Annotated in this window: 18 protein-coding genes; 13 read left to right on the top strand and 5 right to left on the bottom strand. The window is 65.7% G+C overall.

All coding sequences use genetic code 11. From position 1 onward, the window contains the following. The first annotated feature begins 172 nt into the window (after nucleotides 1–172). The 9 genes from AC1DD3_RS14475 (at nucleotide 173) to AC1DD3_RS14515 (ending at nucleotide 9,104) form a co-directional block, all read left to right on the top strand. Nucleotides 173–754 (top strand): sugar O-acetyltransferase, encoded by a 582-nt coding sequence (locus AC1DD3_RS14475; protein WP_476881980.1) that lies wholly within the window; start codon nucleotides 173–175, stop codon nucleotides 752–754. Further along, nucleotides 751–1,329 carry a TetR/AcrR family transcriptional regulator gene (locus AC1DD3_RS14480; protein ID WP_230121401.1) on the top strand — a complete coding sequence of 193 codons (579 nt, stop codon included), beginning with the start codon at nucleotides 751–753 and terminating at the stop codon, nucleotides 1,327–1,329. Before AC1DD3_RS14475 ends, AC1DD3_RS14480 begins: the two co-directional genes overlap by 4 nt. Next, nucleotides 1,326–2,591 (top strand): MFS transporter, encoded by a 1,266-nt coding sequence (locus AC1DD3_RS14485; RefSeq protein ID WP_476881981.1) that lies wholly within the window; start codon nucleotides 1,326–1,328, stop codon nucleotides 2,589–2,591. Before AC1DD3_RS14480 ends, AC1DD3_RS14485 begins: the two co-directional genes overlap by 4 nt. A 130-nt stretch (nucleotides 2,592–2,721) precedes the next feature. Next, nucleotides 2,722–3,744 carry a LacI family DNA-binding transcriptional regulator gene (locus AC1DD3_RS14490; protein ID WP_230121399.1) on the top strand — a complete coding sequence of 341 codons (1,023 nt, stop codon included), beginning with the start codon at nucleotides 2,722–2,724 and terminating at the stop codon, nucleotides 3,742–3,744. 141 nt (nucleotides 3,745–3,885) lie between these two features. Beyond that, nucleotides 3,886–5,181, top strand: a complete 1,296-nt coding sequence (locus AC1DD3_RS14495) for a sugar ABC transporter substrate-binding protein (RefSeq protein WP_476881982.1) — start codon at nucleotides 3,886–3,888, stop codon at nucleotides 5,179–5,181. Between the two features lie 83 nt (nucleotides 5,182–5,264). Then, nucleotides 5,265–6,230: a carbohydrate ABC transporter permease gene (locus AC1DD3_RS14500; protein WP_476881983.1), complete on the top strand. Its 966-nt coding sequence runs from the start codon at nucleotides 5,265–5,267 to the stop codon at nucleotides 6,228–6,230. Nucleotide 6,231: 1 nt separating this feature from the next. Next, nucleotides 6,232–7,110, top strand: a complete 879-nt coding sequence (locus tag AC1DD3_RS14505) for a carbohydrate ABC transporter permease (protein ID WP_230119823.1) — start codon at nucleotides 6,232–6,234, stop codon at nucleotides 7,108–7,110. 37 nt (nucleotides 7,111–7,147) lie between these two features. Beyond that, on the top strand, nucleotides 7,148–8,671 hold the full coding sequence (locus AC1DD3_RS14510; RefSeq protein WP_476881984.1) for a glycoside hydrolase family 32 protein: 1,524 nt from the start codon (nucleotides 7,148–7,150) through the stop codon (nucleotides 8,669–8,671). Nucleotides 8,672–8,816: 145 nt separating this feature from the next. Beyond that, nucleotides 8,817–9,104 carry a GIY-YIG nuclease family protein gene (locus AC1DD3_RS14515; protein ID WP_476881985.1) on the top strand — a complete coding sequence of 96 codons (288 nt, stop codon included), beginning with the start codon at nucleotides 8,817–8,819 and terminating at the stop codon, nucleotides 9,102–9,104. A 279-nt stretch (nucleotides 9,105–9,383) separates the two neighbouring features. Here the strand turns inward: AC1DD3_RS14515 and AC1DD3_RS14520 are convergent, their stop codons facing one another. Continuing rightward, entirely contained in the window at nucleotides 9,384–9,899 is a 516-nt protein-coding gene (locus AC1DD3_RS14520) for a COG4315 family predicted lipoprotein (RefSeq protein ID WP_230119820.1), read from the bottom strand. A 187-nt stretch (nucleotides 9,900–10,086) separates the two neighbouring features. Here AC1DD3_RS14520 and AC1DD3_RS14525 point away from each other — a divergent pair, with 187 nt between their 5' ends. Together AC1DD3_RS14525 and AC1DD3_RS14530 are read left to right on the top strand one after the other, a co-directional pair. After that, nucleotides 10,087–10,587 carry a sigma-70 family RNA polymerase sigma factor gene (locus AC1DD3_RS14525; RefSeq protein WP_230119819.1) on the top strand — a complete coding sequence of 167 codons (501 nt, stop codon included), beginning with the start codon at nucleotides 10,087–10,089 and terminating at the stop codon, nucleotides 10,585–10,587. Further along, a complete protein-coding gene (locus AC1DD3_RS14530; RefSeq protein WP_230119818.1) occupies nucleotides 10,584–11,258 on the top strand; it encodes a zf-HC2 domain-containing protein in 675 nt (224 codons plus the stop codon). The genes AC1DD3_RS14525 and AC1DD3_RS14530 overlap by 4 nt, the downstream gene beginning before the upstream one ends. A gap of 28 nt (nucleotides 11,259–11,286) precedes the next feature. Here AC1DD3_RS14530 and AC1DD3_RS14535 read toward each other — a convergent pair whose 3' ends face one another. Continuing rightward, nucleotides 11,287–11,568 carry a hypothetical protein gene (locus AC1DD3_RS14535; RefSeq protein WP_476881986.1) on the bottom strand — a complete coding sequence of 94 codons (282 nt, stop codon included), beginning with the start codon at nucleotides 11,566–11,568 and terminating at the stop codon, nucleotides 11,287–11,289. Between the two features lie 248 nt (nucleotides 11,569–11,816). Between AC1DD3_RS14535 and AC1DD3_RS14540 the strand changes: the two genes are divergently transcribed. Then, a complete protein-coding gene (locus AC1DD3_RS14540; RefSeq protein WP_476881987.1) occupies nucleotides 11,817–12,794 on the top strand; it encodes a hypothetical protein in 978 nt (325 codons plus the stop codon). Nucleotides 12,795–12,830: 36 nt separating this feature from the next. Here the strand turns inward: AC1DD3_RS14540 and AC1DD3_RS14545 are convergent, their stop codons facing one another. From AC1DD3_RS14545 to AC1DD3_RS14555, 3 genes are all read right to left on the bottom strand, one after another. After that, a complete protein-coding gene (locus tag AC1DD3_RS14545) occupies nucleotides 12,831–13,637 on the bottom strand; it encodes a DUF1206 domain-containing protein (protein ID WP_476882013.1) in 807 nt (268 codons plus the stop codon). 171 nt (nucleotides 13,638–13,808) lie between these two features. After that, nucleotides 13,809–14,756: a tRNA (guanosine(46)-N7)-methyltransferase TrmB gene (gene trmB / locus AC1DD3_RS14550; RefSeq protein WP_230119815.1), complete on the bottom strand. Its 948-nt coding sequence runs from the start codon at nucleotides 14,754–14,756 to the stop codon at nucleotides 13,809–13,811. A gap of 170 nt (nucleotides 14,757–14,926) precedes the next feature. Further along, nucleotides 14,927–15,322 carry a hypothetical protein gene (locus AC1DD3_RS14555; RefSeq protein WP_230119814.1) on the bottom strand — a complete coding sequence of 132 codons (396 nt, stop codon included), beginning with the start codon at nucleotides 15,320–15,322 and terminating at the stop codon, nucleotides 14,927–14,929. Between the two features lie 238 nt (nucleotides 15,323–15,560). On the opposite strand from AC1DD3_RS14555, the gene AC1DD3_RS14560 reads away from it, so the two are divergent. Then, nucleotides 15,561–16,817: an MFS transporter gene (locus AC1DD3_RS14560; RefSeq protein ID WP_230119826.1), complete on the top strand. Its 1,257-nt coding sequence runs from the start codon at nucleotides 15,561–15,563 to the stop codon at nucleotides 16,815–16,817. The last annotated feature ends 10 nt before the right edge of the window (nucleotides 16,818–16,827 follow it).

Here is a 16,827-nt window from a genome sequence, read left to right on the forward strand (position 1 = left end):
TGCGCTGGTTGAGCTTGTCGAAACCTGGGTCCCGACAGGCGCTGGTTGAGCTTGTCGAAACCTGGGTCCCGACAGGCGCTGGTTGAGCTTGTCGAAACCTGGGTCCCGACAGGCTCGAAGGGCGCGTACACGGTGTGTACAAATGTACATAGCACTGTGTACGCTTGTACGCATGACTTCCGACTACTTCGCAGGCGACACCCGGACCAACCACGAGCGCATGCTGGCAGGGGACCTCTACATCTCCGACGACCCCAACATTGCCGCCCGGCAGCAGCGCGCAGTCCGCCTGGCCGTCGAGTACCAGGCAGCCTATGCCCGCGATATCGACTCGGCGCAGCCGATCATCAGGGAACTCTTGGGTGAACTTGCCGACGGCGCCCACATCCGGCCGCCGCTGTTCGTCGACTACGGCACCTACATCCGGGTCGGCAAAGGCACGTTCATCAACTTCAACCTCACAGCCCTGGACGTTGCGCCGATCACCATCGGCGAGGACTGCCAGATCGGCCCCAACGTCCAGCTGCTGACGCCCACGCATCCGCTGGAACCCCGGCCCCGGCGGGACAAGCTCGAAGCGGCCCAGCCGATCACCATTGGCGACAACGTCTGGATCGGCGGCGGGGCCATCATCCTGCCTGGGGTCACAGTGGGTGAAAACAGCGTCATCGGCGCCGGGGCGGTGGTCACCCGCGATGTGCCGCCCAACGTCGTGGCCTTGGGAAACCCGGCCCGCGTGGTCCGTGAGCTATGACGGCGCCCCAGGGGCCGCCGTCGGAAAAACCGCGCTCTCGCCGCCATGATCCGGGACGCCGGGAGCGTCTGATTGACGTCACGCTGGATGTCATCGCTGAAAACGGGGTTGCCGGCACAACGCACCGGAAGGTCGCGGCGGCCGCAAACGTCCCCCTCGGCTCCATGACGTACCACTTTCAGGGCATCGACGAGCTCCTGGCGGCCGCCTTTACGAAGCTCGCCGACCTTACGGCAGACGGCTTCGAAGCGGCGCTGTCGGCGGCGGACGGTCCCCGGCAGGCGCGGGAGGCCGTCGTCGGGCTGATCACCGGTGACCTGCTGGGGGAGCGGCGAAGCATCCTGCTGACGTACGAGCTGTATGCGCTGGCCGCCCGCCGCCCCAACCTGCGGCTGGTGACCGACACCTGGATGGCGCGGAGCCGGGCAGCACTGGAACGGCACTTCGATCCGGACACTGCCCGGATGCTCGATGCGCTGATTGAGGGCCTGTCCATTCACCGGGCGCTGGCCCTGAACCCGATGCCCGTACAAACGGTCCGCGAGGCCGTCGAAAGAATTGCACCCGACTCATGAGTTCAGCTTTTGTCCCTGCCGACGCGCCCCAACTGTCCCCCCAGCGGCTACAGCGCGCCCGGTTCGCCGTGGCGGCACTGTTTCTGACCAATGGCGCGCTCTTCGCCAACCTGCTGCCCCATTACCCGGCAATTATCGACGATCTCCAGCTGAGCAACGCCCAATTCGGCGTCGCCGTCGCGTCATTTCCGTTGGGGGCAATTATTGCCGGCCTGGCGTCGGGGGTCCTGGTGCGCCGCTTCCGATCATCGCGCGTCGCGACGGCGGGCACCTGGCTGATCGGGGTCGCTATCCTGCTCGCGGGGATCGCCCCGTCCTGGTTGGCCCTTGCGGCAACGCTGTTTGTCGCCGGCGCAATGGACGCCGTCACCGACGTGGCCCAGAATTCGCACGGGTTGCGGGTGCAGCGGCTGTACAACCGGTCCATCCTCAACTCGTTCCACGCAGTCTGGAGCATCGGCGCCGTCCTGGGCGGCCTCATGGGTGCAGCGGCAGCCGGACTGGACATCCCGCGGGGCCTGCATCTGGCGGTATCGCTGGTCGTCTTCAGCGCGCTGACTCTTACCTGCTACCGCTACCTGCTGCCGGGACCGGAGCCCGTCGAAGTGCCGGAGGCGGCCGGAGCGCCCGGACAGAACCGCCGCGCTGCCCGGGGCGCGCCGGCGAAGTACTTCATTCTCGCGGCGCTTGTCCTTATCGCAGCGGCCGGGACTCTGGTGGAAGACGCGGGCAGTTCCTGGGCCGCGGTCTACCTGTCCGGCCCCCTCGAAGCTTCCGCGACAGTGGCGGGGCTTGGCTTCGTTGCCCTGACTGGCATGCAGTTCATCGGCCGCATGTTCGGAGACCGCCTGGTTGACCGCTTCGGTCAGCGGCTTGTCGCGCAGGCCGGAGGGACCGTTGCTGCTGCCGGAATGGGCACGGCCCTGCTCTTTCCATCCGTCGCAGGCACTATCACCGGCTTCGGACTGGCGGGCCTCGGGGTGGCGACCCTTGTGCCCGCCGCCATGCACACCGCTGACGAACTGCCCGGGCTCAGGGCGGGAACCGGACTGACCGTCATCAGCTGGCTCATGCGGCTCGGATTCCTGCTTTCACCGCCCGTTGTCGGGGCAGTCGCGGATACCGCAGGCCTCCGTACCGGGCTGCTGGTCATTCCGTTGGCCGGTGCCATCGTTCTGGCCGTGTCTCCGGCGCTTGCCTCCCGGGCCCGGGCAAACCTCCCGGAGCCGGCGTTGCCTGAACCCCTCGGGCAACGCCACTAACCGCCCGTCCGGCAGATCCGGCCGGATCCCCTCGGCCGGGTGATGTCGGCCCGCGCGGGTTGACACTTGCAAAACGTTTTGTGTACTGTGGGTCACACAAGCCCACAAAACGTTTTGCAAAGGACAGTCGATGGCGACCAAAGTTGGTATACGCGAGGTGGCGAGAGCCGCCGGGGTCTCGGTGACCACCGTGTCGCACGCGCTCAACGACGCCACCAGCTTCCGGGTCAAGGCGGAAACCCAGCAGCACGTCCGGGACGTGGCCAAGGACCTTGGCTACGCCCCCAACCGGCTCGCCAGCGGATTGCGCAACCAGCGGTCCCAGATTCTTGGGCTCGTCAGTGACGAGATCACCACCACCCCTTTCGCCGGCGCCATGATCCGCGGAGCGCAGGACGCCGCCTACGAACGCGGCTACGTGGTCATGGTGGTCAACTCGGGCCTGGACAGCGAACTGGAGGCCCGGGAAATCCGGATGCTCCAGCAGCACCAGGTGGACGGCGTGGTCTACGCCAGGCTGTACCACCAGGGTGTCCAGGTTCCTGCCGAACTGGACGGCCTTCCCACGGTGCTGCTTGATGCCGTCACCGGCGACACCGCGGTCTCGTCAATTGTCCCCGACGAGGTCGGTGCCGCCGAAACCGCCGTCGACGCCCTCATCCGGGCCGGCCACACCCGGATCGGGATGATCAACAACGTGGACGACATCCCGGCAACCCACGGCCGGCTGGAAGGCTTCCTCAACGCCCTGCGCCGGCACGGGCTGGAACACGATTCCCGGCACTTAGTGATCGGGAAGCCCGACACCAAAGGCGGCCGGGAAGCCGGGCTGGCGCTGCTCGGCCAGCCGGACCGTCCCACCGCCCTGTTCTGCTTCAGTGACAGGGTTGCCATGGGCGCCTACCAGGCGGCAACGGCACTGGGACTGCGCATCCCGGAAGATGTCTCCATTGTGGGCATCGACAACCTGGAGCTCATCGCGGACTCACTGTGGCCGGGGCTGACTACTGTGGCCCTGCCGCACTATGACATGGGGCGCTGGGCAGTCAACCGCATCCTGGACGACATCGAGAATCCGGGCATGCCGGCGGCCCAGACGCAGTTGGAATGCCCCCTGATTGAGCGGGGGTCGGTGGGCCCCCCGCCAGGCTAAGCCACAAGGCACACACACCAACCATCAGTTCCACCACCGGGAAACCGTCAAAAAAAGGGGGACGCAGCCGTTGCACCGGCCGCGCCCCCGACGGACCCCGGGCAATCATCCACGCACAAATTCAGCAAAGGATTGACCATCATGAACAAGCGATTCACGCGGGTCCTGGCCACCAGCATAGCCGCGGCGGCACTCGTAGGCAGCCTCGGCGCCTGCGGCAAAGGCAGCGCCTCGGCATCGACCGAGGGCTCCAATGAAATCACCATGTGGACCCACAACGCCGGCAACCCCGACGAGCTCAAGGCCATTCAGGGAATCGTCGATTCCTACAACAAGAGCAGCGGCGCCAAGGCCAACATCAAGGTCCAGGCCTTCCCGCAGGAGTCCTACAACGACTCCGTGGTCTCCGCGGCTGCCGCCGGCAAGCTGCCCTGCATCGTGGACATCGACGGCCCGAACGTCCCCAACTGGGCCTGGGCGCAGTACCTGACCCCGCTCAAGCTCTCCGCCGACGTCTCCAAGAACCTGCCCAGCACCGTGGCCAAGTGGGAGGGCCAGACCTACGCCGTGGGGTACTACGACGTAGCGCTGGCGATGCTTGCCCGCGCCTCGGACCTTAAGGCCGCCGGAGTCCGCGCCGCCACCATCGACAAGCCGTGGACCAAGGAAGAGTTCCAGGACGCGCTGACCAAGCTCAAGGCCCTCGGCAAGTGGCAGTACCCCCTGGACATGGGGACGGCCGGCGCCGGCGAGTGGTTGCCCTACGGTTACTCGCCGCTCCTGCAGTCCTTCGGCGGCGATTTGGTCAACCGTGACGGCTTCCAGTCCGCGGACGGCGCCCTCAACGGGGACAAAGCCGTCGAGTGGGCCAACTGGTTCCGCGGCCTCGTGGACCAGGGCTTCATGGCCAAGAAGAGCGGCAAGGATTCCACCCAGGACTTCCTGAACAACAAGAGCGGCCTTCTCTACACCGGTTCCTGGGCAGCGGACAAGGCCCGTACTGCACTCGGCAAGGACCTGGTGGTCATGCCGACGGTGGACCTGGGCAACGGTCCCAAGATCGGCGGCGCGTCGTGGCAGTGGGGTGTGACGAGCGGCTGCAAGAACGCTGACGCCGCCATGGACTACCTGTCCTACTCCCTGAAGCCGGAAAACCTGGCCGCAGTGGCCAAGGCCACCGGAACCATCCCGGCCACCGATGAGGCCGCCGCGCTCCTTCCGGCCTTTGCCGAGGGCGGCGCCAACCGGGTGTTCATGGAATTCTCCCGCAAGTTCGCGGTCATGCGGCCGGAGACGCCCGCCTACCCGTTCATCGCCACCGAGTACGGCAAGGCAGTCCAGGACATCCTGGCCGGCGCCGACTCCAAGACCGTACTGGACAAGGCGGTCAAGGCGATTGACGCCAACATCAAGTCCAACGGCGGCTACAAGCGCTAGCCAGCTGCCCAACGGTCCGACGACGGCGGCCGGCACCTGCCGCCGTCGTCGGACCACCGGCACCCACTGTCAACGGAGACCCCATGACAACCACCCAGCTTCCCTCCCGCCGCCGCCCCGCCGTCACCGGCACGGCCGCAACGGCCCAGTCCCCAACCCCGCGGCGCAAACGCCCCGGATACCTGCGCGAACAGCTCAGCGGCTGGGGGATGATCACCCCGGCCGCAGTCCTCCTGCTCGCCTTCGTCTTCCTTCCCGCGATCCTGGGCTTCGGCCTCGCGTTCACGAATGCCCGCCTCATCTCGCCCCGTCCCGTGGAGTTTGTCGGAACGGACAACTTCGCCAGGCTCTTCAGCGACCCCACGTTCTGGCGTGCTTTGCTGAACGTCAGCTACTTCGCCGTTGTGGTGGTCCCCGTCCAGTCTGGCATCGCCCTGGCCATGGCGCTCCTGATCAACAAGAAATTCCGCGGCGTGAACTTCTTCCGCACCATCTACTTCCTCCCGGTGGTCACGTCCATGGTGGTGGTGTCCCTGCTGTGGCTGTTCATGTACCGCAAGGAAGGCCTGATCAACGAGCTGCTGTCCACCTTCAGCTTCGGACTCATCCAGGGCGCCGACTGGCTCAACGATCCGGCCACCGCCATGCCGGCCATCATCGCTCTGTCCATCTGGCAGGCGGCCGGATTCCACATGATCATCTGGCTCGCCGGGCTGCAGAGCATCTCCGGCGACCTGTACGAGGCCGCGCAGCTCGACGGAGCCAGCCGCTGGCACCAGTTCCGCTACGTGACCTGGCCGGGCCTCAAGCACACCCGCAGCCTGGTCCTGGTGACCATCACCATTCAGGCCCTCGGTCTCTTTGACCAGGTCAGTGTCATGACCCAGGGCGGACCGCTCGACTCCACCACCACCATCATCTATGAGGCGGTCCGTTCCGGCTTCAAGCAGCAGGAAACCTCCTACGCCTCGGCAATCTCGCTCGTATTCTTCGTCCTGGTGCTGCTGATCTCCGCGGTGCAGCGCTACCTGACCCGAGAGAAGGACTGACGTGAAAAACGCTCTTCGACTCACCAGCGCAGCGGCCATGGCCGTACGGATCCTGTTCGCCGCCGTCGCCGCTTTCCCCATCGTGTTCATGCTGGTGTCCTCACTGAAGCCGGACACGCAGATCTTCGGCGACATGTCGTCCGTGGCGGCCTTTCTGCCGATAGGAAACATCTCGCTGGACAACTACACGGCAGTGTTCGACCGCGTCCCGGCAGCCCGCTTCCTGATCAACTCCATCGGTGTCTCCACCATCACCGTAGTGCTGGGCATCTTCATCAACAGCCTCTGCGCCTTCGCGCTGTCCCGCATGCAGGTGCGCGGCAAGCGCGTGGTCTTCACCGCCATCCTCGCCACCCTCATCGTGCCCTTCCAGACGCTGGCGCTGCCCTTGGTGTGGTGGGTGAACCAGCTGCCGTACTTTGAGCTCAACGGGTTCAGCCTGGAGATCTCGAAGGGCTGGCTGGACACCTACCAGGTGCAGATCATTCCGTTCATTGCCAACGCGTTCTCCATCTACCTGTACCACCAGTACTTCGAATCCATCCCGAAGGAACTGGACGAGGCAGCCAGAATCGACGGCGCCGGCTGGTTCAAGATCTACCGCCAGGTGGTCATGCCGCTCGCCGGACCGGCCACCGCCACCGTTGCCATCCTGACCTTCCTGCCCGCCTGGAACTCCTACCTGTGGCCGCTCATGGTGGTCCAGTCCGAGGAGCTGCGCCCCGTGATGATCGGCATCCAGTACTTCTTCCAGCTCAACGTCTCCTGGGGCGAAGTGATGGCGTACGCGTCCCTGATCACTATTCCCGTGGTGATCATGTTCATCGCGTTCCAGCGCTCCTTCATCAACAGCATCGCCTCCAGCGGCGTCAAGGGCTGACCACGGCCGGCTCCCAGTGCGAAAGACAGATATCCCCATGAACACAATTACCCAGCTCGACTGCCGGTTCCGGCCGAAGTGGCACTACGCCGCGGAACGCAACTGGCTGAACGATCCCAACGGACTGGTCTACTCCAACGGCACCTACCACCTCTTCTACCAGCACAACCCGCACGGCGATGTCTGGGGCAACATGTCCTGGGGCCATGCCACCTCGGCTGACCTCCTGAACTGGGAAGAACAGCCCGTCGCCATTGCCTGTGACGACGAGGAGGCCATCTTCTCCGGCTCAGCTGTGGTGGACGTGCACAACACCAGCGGCTTCGGCGCCGGCGGAGTTCCGCCGCTCGTAGCCATCTACACCAGTGCCTACGCGCCCGCCTCGCCCTTGGCCGGCCGGCAGGCACAGTCCCTCGCCTACAGCACGGACGACGGCGCAACCTGGACCAAGTACGACGGCAACCCGGTGCTGGACCGCGCATCCGCCGACTTCCGCGACCCGAAAGTTTTCTGGTACGACGGCGACGCCGGGAGCTACTGGGTGATGGTGGCCGTCGAAGCCCTGGACCGGGAAGTGGTCCTGTACAAGTCGGCAGACCTGAAGTCCTGGGAATACCTCAGCAGTTTCGGGCCGGCCAATGCCACAGACGGCGTGTGGGAATGCCCGGACCTGTTTGAACTGCCGGTGGACGGCGATGCGCAGAACACCCGCTGGGTGCTCGTGGTTAACCTGAGCCCCGGCGGAATCGCCGGCGGTTCCGGCGGCCAGTACTTCATCGGAACGTTCGACGGCGTGGAGTTCCGTTCCAAGACCACCGTCACCGAGGGCCTGCAGCCGGATGGAAGCCGGATGGCGGAGTACGGCTGGCTGGACTGGGGCCGGGACTACTACGCGGCGGTGTCCTTCAGCAACGTGCCCGCCGGCCGCCGGCTCATGGTCGGCTGGATGAACAACTGGCAGTACGGGGCGTCAACGCCTTCGGACGGCTGGCGCAGCGCCATGTCCCTGGTCCGCGAAGTACGGCTGGTCTCCCGTGGCGGGCGTCCTGCGCTGGTGCAGGCCGCCGTGGACCCGTTTGCTGCCGCCGGGATGGAACTGTTCGCCTTGGACCGGCGGCGGCTACCCGAGGGCGTGACCTGGCTTCCGGCCGAGGCGTCCGGCGAAGTACTGCGCATCGACGCCGAGTTTGAACCCGGCGCGGCCGGCCGGACGGGCCTCGTGCTGCGAGCCGGCGGGGATTTTGGTGCCGGGGCCAGCGGCGGGGAGCGCACGGTGCTCGCTTATGACTCCGTCGCGGGGGAGCTCACACTGGACCGGACGGCGTCCGGCAACGTGGGCTTCCACGAGACGTTCCCGTCCGTGGAAAGGGTGGCCGTTCCCCTGGAGGACGGCCGGCTGCGGCTCAGGATCTTTCTGGACCGCTGCTCCGTGGAGGTCTTCGCCCAGGGCGGCCTGGCCACGATCACTGACCAGGTGTTTCCCGCAGGCTCAAGCACCGCCGTCGGCCTGCTCGCTGAAGGCGACGGCGGCACCTTGGTAAACCTCTCCGTCACCGGCTGACCGCTGGTTGAGCTTGTCGAAGCCGGTGGCTGGTTGAGCTTGTCGAAACCGGGGGGTGCGCTGGTTGACCTTGTCGAAACCGGCAGTGTCCACATAGGCGTTACGAAGTCTTGCACTCATTTTGCTCGGTAACCATGCTCGAAGGATGCCTCACGTATACATGCTGCGGTGCTCTGACGGTTCCTATTACGTCGGAAGTACCGTGAACCTCGAAATCCGGCTCAGCCAGCATCAATCAGGAGAAGGTGCGGCCTACACCCGTCGCCGGCGTCCGGTGGAACTCGTGTGGGCAGTCGAATTTGACCGCATTGATGAGGCGTACGTCCGCGAAAAACAGGTGCAGGGATGGGGCAGAGCGAAGCGTGAGGCCCTGATCGAGGGGAACTATGGAGCCCTACCACGACTGTCTGTCAGCAAACCGACGCCCGATTGAGACTGTGGTCGGGGGGCCTTGATCTCGACAGGCTCGATCAGCGGTTGCGTCCCGACCCGCGGTTTGGTGAGCCAGCGGTTCTGCAAAGTCACGCCGGTGGCTGTGCAGTGAGACGTGGCCCTTGCGCATCTGTATCCACGCACCGCCTGTGGCTGCGGCCCATGCCAAGAGGGCGTCGGCAATGGGCCGCAGGTGCGGGTGGTCTTCGTATTGGCCATCTACTCAGAGGGTAGTGCCGGCGCCCGCACAGCAGGCGCCGGCTTTCCCAGTGTTGTTGCCCTACTTCATCATTGCGCCGTCGGGAGCCACGAGGTACCAGACATTCCCGACGCCCTGGCCGGTGATGTCGCCCGGGGCCTTGTCCTTCTGCCACAGGTAAACCGGCATGCCGTCCACCGTCACCTGCTTCTTGCCGTCGGGCGTGGTGATGGTGCCGACCTTTCCGGTCACGCCCTCAACCTTGGGTGCGTCGCTGGTGGCGATGACCGGCGGCCACTTGACGAGGCAGTCACCGGTGCAGTTGCTCTTGCCCGAGTCCTTCACGTCCTTCGTGAAGTAGTAGACGCTCATGCCCTTGCCGTCCACCACAATGTCGCCCTTGCTCGACGATGCGGTCTTGAGGTCCACCGTTGCTGCTTCGCTTGCCGTTGCCGTGGCCGATTCGCTGGCGGACGCTGCTGCCGATTCAGTGGCGGGTGCCGCCGTCGTGGGCGTTGAGCTGGTTCCACCGCCACAGGCGGTCAACGAGGCGGCAAGTGCCAAAACTGCAAGACCAACGCTCAATTGCTTGTTCATGTGCTGCTCCTTGGCTCGGGCCGGCAACTGGGAGACCGGCGCTATCTGGAAGGACGCACAAAGGTGAAGAATGGTTCAAAGCTTCGCCGACAGACCCGAATGAACTTTTTGGGTGCCGCCTGCGTCGTATAGGCCATGAACGCCGGCTCGCGTGGACCGGCTTCAACGAGTACAGCTGGAGGTCCTGGTGGCGCTAGACGAAGAAGTGGTTGCCGCGATCTACCGCGAGCACGGGACGGCCCTTCGCCGGTTCGTGATCAGTGCCTCCCACGACCCGCTCCTCGCAGACGACATCGTCCAGGAAACGGTGTTGCGCGTCTGGCAGCAGGCGCCGAAGATTACCGGCAGCATGCGCAGCTACCTGTTCCGGACAGCCCGGAACATCATGATCGACAATTACCGGAAATCCCAGCGCCGGCCGCAGGAGGCCGAAGAGCGCGACCTTGCCGACCCGGCGGAGGCCACCGGAAGGGTCGACGAACTGCTGACCAGGGTGCTGATGGAAGAGGCCCTGCTCCGGTTGAGCACGGAGCACCGGGACGTGCTGGTGGCACTGCATTACCGGCGCTTCACGGTGAGCGAGGCGGCGGTCCAGCTGAACATTCCAAGCGGCACAGTGAAATCCAGGGCCTTCTACGCGGTGAAGGCTATGCGGACAATTCTTGATGAAATGGGTGTGGAACGGTGAACGGCAAGGAACTCCATGAGTTGCTGGGGGCATACCTGTTGGGAGGCCTCGACGACGCTGACAGGGCGCGCTTCGAAGAACATCTCAAGCAGTGCGGAATGTGCCGCGACGAACTCGCTGATCTCGAGACCCTGCCCGGGCTTCTGAACGTCGTGCCGGTGCCCGACGCTGTGGCGCTCGCCGTCCCCGCTCCCCGCGGGGCCGGCTCCGGGGCACCGGAGACCAGCGTCCCCAAACCCGTCTTCGACGAGTTGGCAGCCCGACGCCGCAATACCCGACGGCGGTTGACCGCCCTCATCGGGGCGGTCGCCGCAGCTTGCCTGGCCTTGGGATTTGCCGCCGCACCGCTCCTCGACCCGGCCAACAAGCCCGACGTCAGTTACTCGGTTCAGGCCGACACCGGGATCCAGGTCACAGTGGGCATGGTCAAAAAGACCTGGGGCACCGAACTGGCAGTGGACGGCAAGAGTCTCCCGCACAAGGGAACGCTGTCACTGTGGGTCAAGGACCGTGCCGGAGCGGCGGATCGCGCCTGCGCCTGGATGGCGACGCCAAGCGGCAAAGTCAGGGTGACGAGTGCGACTCCGTTTCAGTACACGAGCATTGCCAGCGTCGAGCTGCGGAACGAACAGCAGCAGACAATTGCCGTGATCGCCGTGCCGGGCGCCTGAACAGCCCATTTTGTCTGACCCTCCTGTTCTACTGGTGTCCAGCAGCACCTTGCTGCCGGACATCGCGGTTGGTACCCAGGGCGAAGCGGACGGAGATTCGATGGAGCAGCGACGGCGGGACCGCGGAAACGGCGGCCGGAGCCCCGGGAACCGCATTGAGGATGATCCCGTCGGGGTTGATGGTGCTTACGAGGTTGTCGCCTCCGGTGAGCAGCTCGCTCGGACCCTCACCGCAAAGGGCCGCACACGTCCGGGGGCGGTGATCGCCTGGCACCCCGCCATGCCCCAGAACAAGATCGACGTCGCTCACATAGCAGGCGCTGCGCCATCCAGCGAGAGCACGTCGCACCGCCCGTGCGCTTGGACTGGATGCTTGATCCGGGGCAGCCGGTGGCCGGCCTGTAGGATCCCGTCGGCAGGACCCTGGACATCAGTGGGGCGAAGACAGTTCCGCGGCTCACGGATCTCTACTCTTCGGACGACCTTGTACTGGCACTGGTGGAGGAAGTGACCTGCAAGGCAGCTACCCTCACTCTCTTTCCCGGGTCCAGTTGGTCGGTGCCCGTCGACCGCATGTCGTCCAACCCCCTCGACACCGCAGACAGCCTCGTCACGGAGGGGGAGGTGGTGGTTGTCCGGTTCCTCCGTGACAAGGGTGCCGTCGTTCTCTCCCTCATCGACGTTGATGACGACGAAGAGGTCCGGGCAGCGCCGGCGCTCGTGCGGGGCGGGACTGCCTGGTTGCAGGCAGGACGGCATCTGCAGGAACGGGCGAAGACGGCCACCGGAGAGGCCTCGGCGGCATCCTCAGGGGCAGGGCTGCCCGCCGGACCGGCGGGGGTGACGGGGCAGCCAGTCCCGCCAGCCCCAACGGGAAGTGCGGCCGGCACGCCGGCGGCTGCCCTGATGTCGGTGCAGCTTTCCCTTGCCACCGGAAAGGCCGAGGTGGGCAGGTTGCGGGAACTGGTCAAAGCTGGGAGCAGCGCCGGTCCGGAGCTCCTTCGCCTGGAGCGCGAGGTGGCGGCACTGCACGAAGAGCTTGGGCTGGAGCGCCGGCAAGCGGCGGCGAGCGGGGCGCACCTGGCCGGTTTGGCCGCTAAGAATGCCAAGCAGTTGGAGGATCTGCGCACGCTGCGTGCCCGCAATCGCGAAATGCAACAGGGGATGAAGCGGTCCCGCGACGATCAGACCGGGGCTTTTGAAACGGCGGAGGAACGAGTCCGGCACGATATTTATCTGGCTTGGGTGCGCAACGTTCCTGCCGACGACAAGTCCAGATTTCCCTTGCCGGCGGGATTCAGCATGGGTCCGGAGTTCGCCGCTTCACTGTATTCGCGGACGGAAAAGGGAGCCGTCGCCAAAGCATTGAAAGCGGTGGTGGTGGTCTTGACGGGCATTGCGGAGCGGAGTTCCGCCCGGTGCTTCCGGGCATCGATCGAGCGGGGCGTCGCGTCCGCGCGCAGACTGCACTACTGGAGGACGGAGGGCGGCGTGGAGCTGTCCCGGGTGGTGGTCCACGACGACTTCAAGCCATAGTCTGCCCGGGCCCGGTCACAGCATCGGCCGGGCCGGCTACATCCGGGCGAGCCTCGCGCGGACCACCATGTACGCCCCGTAGCAGATGAGCCCCAGCCCCACGGCTGCTAGCAAATACACGCCGAATGGCTGCTCGCGCAATCCCCTGAGCGCGCCGTCCAGCCCAGTTGATTCCTGGGGGTGGGCCGTGACCGCGGCAACGACCACCAGGAGACCCGTCACAAAGAGGGCCACGCCCTTGGCCACGTATCCGGCCATGCCAAGGCCGCGAACGCCCTTCCGGGCGCTTGGCGAAGACGGCATGCGGATGCGCTTCTCGAAGGACTTCCGGAATCCGCGGACGGCGTAGACGATGCCGGTGATGGCCACAGCCGCGCCAATCAGCACGAGGAGCAGGACTCCGCCCGGCGCCTTCATCAGCGTGACGGTCATGTCGCTGGTGGACTCCCTGTTGTCCTTGCCACTTCCGCGGGCAAAGGAGGCAAACGTAAATGCGAAGGCCGCATAGACCACGGCCTGGGCTCCCGCCTGGAACTTACGGGAGGCTTTCTCCTTGGACGGCAGATTGCTGAAATCGAAGATCGCATCGCTAGCCTGCCACAGGGCCAGAGCGATGCAAGCGGCGAAGCTAACCCACAGCAGCAATGGCCCGGCCGGCTGGCTGGCCAGTTCCGCCACGGCCCCGCTGACGTCAGCCCGGCCGCCCTTGCCAACCGCCAGCCCGATGGCGATGGTCCCTACCAGGACGTGAAGCAGCCCGCTCACGGCAAACCCTGCCCTGGCCATCAACTCAAGTGTGCGGGAGTTGGTAACCTCCTGGGCTTTGTCCGATGCGCCTTGCAGTTCTCTTTTGATGATCGTTCCTTTGCGCCGGCACCGTCGTGCAGTTACTGCGGTTTCCCGCCCGCTAAGGCTAATCGTGCCACGGGAAGGCGCTCGGCGACAGACCGCCGTGGTGCCCAAAACAGGCCGATCGAGGACCGGCGGCGGCCGCGCCCAAGGCACGGCTGGGAACTATATCCGCCGGTAGCAGAGATCGAAGATCATGCGGCCGGCCTCGTGTGCCTTGTTCTCGAAGCTGGTGCGGATGCGGCCCTCGAAGCGCGGCGCCCAGCCGCCGGTTTCGTCGATGCCTTCGTTGGGTCCGGTGTGCTCGGTGCTGACAGGCGCCCGGCCTTCCTTCACCGGAGCGCCGCCGACCAGCGATTCGACGCCACTCTGCCAAACGTGCGTGAGAGGGCTCTCGGGACCCCTGCGCTCGCCGTTGTGCAGGTTCTCAAAGGCCGTGGAGCTGGCGAGCACGTCCCGCACATGCACGGCGTAGTTGGACCAGTCCGTGGCGATCCGCCAGAGCCCGCCCGGCTTCAGTGCCCTGGCGGCCAGCTCGGCGAACTCGGGCTGGATGAGCCGGCGTTTGTGGTGCCGGGACTTGTGCCAGGGGTCGGGGAAAAAGATCCACAGCTCGCTGACCGATGCTGGCGGAAGCATGCTCGCGAGGACCTCAGGGGCATTGGCCTCCACGACGCGGACGTTGGTGAGCCCCCTGCTGTTGATCTTGATCATGGTGTTCGCCAGCCCCGGCGTGTAGACCTCCACAGCGAGGAAGTCCTGGTCCGGGTTCTCCTCGGCGGCATGGCAGACGGCATCACCCAGGCCGGAGCCGACCTCGACGATCAGCGGGGCCCTGCGGCCGAACTCGGCCTCGGCATCGAAAGTGTAATCCGGGTGAACCGAGGTGTTGGCGACATGGCGCGGAACGTCTACCGCCCAGCGGTCCGAGTGCTCTTCCCAGGCGGCCTGCCGCCGGCCCTGAAGGCGGGTTCCGCGGCGCACGAAGCTGACCGGCCGCCCGCCGTACGTGCCGAACGACGCCTGGCTGCCCGGCGTGACGGGCCGCGGCGCGTTGGGATTTTCGGGCTGCTCGTTCCTAGGCTGCTGGGGGGATTCTGGAGTTTCACTCATCATCTCCAGAATAGTGGAGCCGACGGGCCGATCGCCGCCGTCCCGGCAATCGCAGGCGACCAGCGCAGCTGGCCGGGAGAGACCGATGGCAAGATGGCTGGCACGGCCAGAGACATCGGCCGGAGCGCGGCCGGCGGGCGTACGTGATGTGAAAAGGGCTCTCCAGCGGTTCAGGACATGAGGGTGATGATGCCTTGGACGACCGCCGGGATGATGAAAAAGGCGGCCTCCGTCCCTACGATCCATAACCCGGCGACCCCGCTTCTCCAGGCCTTGGTGCCACTGTGGTTCCGTCTGACCGCGAGGATGCCAAGGACCGTGCCAAGGAGTCCGAACAGCACGGGCAGGCTAAACAACACCGCCGGCGCCACCCAATCCAGGCCGCTGGTGCCGGTGTCCGGCCGCGTAAACAGAACGGCGAATACGGTGGGCACAGCCGTGAGGACCATGCTGGGGATGGCCAGAACACTAAACACGAGACTCGCGCTCCCCTCCCCGGAGCCCTGCTGGTCGTCACGGGGAGGCTGGGGCCCGTCGCGGTACATCGGCGCATTTGGAAAGCTCATGGGTCTCCCAACAGTTGGCGATTGATGACACGGAACCGGAAACTTTCAGTCCACACTATTCGCGGACCCGGGCAGACGTGACTGGCTTTTTTGCCTAAGTGGATAACTGCCCCCCGGGCGTCCGGCTGGCTCGTTGGGCCCCAGTCCGGCCTGTTTGGACAAGGACCGCCGCTGCCTGAGCGCCTGTAAGAATGGGCGAGTGAGGGAAGCGAAGAACACAGCAGCGACGAACCAAGAAATGCCCGGAGCGACTGGCAGGCGTCCTGGCATGCTGGTGGACGCCGAGATCGATGAAATCCCTGCCGCCGAACCCACGCAGGTTGGCGGCCCGCGGGCGCTGGCATACCTTGGCCTGTGCCTGGTGCTGATTGGGCTGAACCTGCGCACGGTGTTCTCAAGTTTTTCGGCCGTGCTCCCCGAAATAACGTCGGACGCCGGACTGCCTGGCTGGACAGTCGTTGTGCTCACCACTGTCCCGGTAACGCTTCTCGGCGTGTTCGCGCCGCTGGCACCCGTGCTGGGGAGAAGATTCGGTGCCGAGCGCGTGCTGCTCGGTGCAATGGCCGTTTTGACGGCCGGGCTCCTCCTGCGCCCGGTGGAAGTCCCAGGCGGCGGGCACCTGCCCACCTTGCTCGCAGGTACGGCCGCGTGCGGGGCGGCGATTGCCCTGTGCAATGTCTTGCTGCCCGGGCTCGTGAAGCGTGATTTTCCGCACCGGCTGGGCCTAATGGGCGGCCTGTACACCACGGCCATCTGTGCGTCCGCTGCCCTCGGTGCGGGTTTCACCTACCCGGTCTTCATCGCGACGGGACAGTGGACCTCGGCGCTGTGGTTCTGGGCGTTGCCGGCCGCCGTCGTTCTTCTGCTTTTCCTGCCGGTCGCCGTACGGCAGCGGAACGGGCAACACAAAGCCGTTCACGACGGCGTGAACGTGTGGCGCTCCGCAATCGCCTGGCAGGTCACCATCTTCATGGTGCTGCAGGCCATGATGTCCTTCAGCGTTTTTGCCTGGCTGGCCCCGATCCTCCGCGAACGCGGGGTGGACGGCGGCACGGCCGGGCTGATCGTGTCCGCATCGATCGTGCTGCAGATGCTGGGCTCGCTCTTCGCACCCGCCCTGGCCGCGAGGTTTCGTGACCAGCGCATCATCAACACCGTGGTGGCGCTCATGACCGGCGGCGGCTTCGCGCTGAGCATCTTCGGTCCGCAGGAGCTGATCTGGGTGTGGACCGGCCTTCTCGGCTTGGGCCAGGGGAGTCTCACGGCCGTGGCCCTGACCATGATCATGCTCCGCACACGGGACGGGCAAGCAGCCGCACACTTGTCGGGCATGATGCAGGGCGTGGGCTACGGGCTGGGATCAACGGGAACGCTCCTGGTGGGCCAGCTGCACCAGTCCACCGGCTCGTTCACTGCTGCCGGCGTGCTGTTCCTCGTGGTGGGTTCGCTTGCCGCCTTCTTCGGATACCGGGCCGGGCGGAACCGCTTCATCTGACTCGCTGGTT

The organism is Arthrobacter sp. 05T444 (assembly GCF_056395905.1).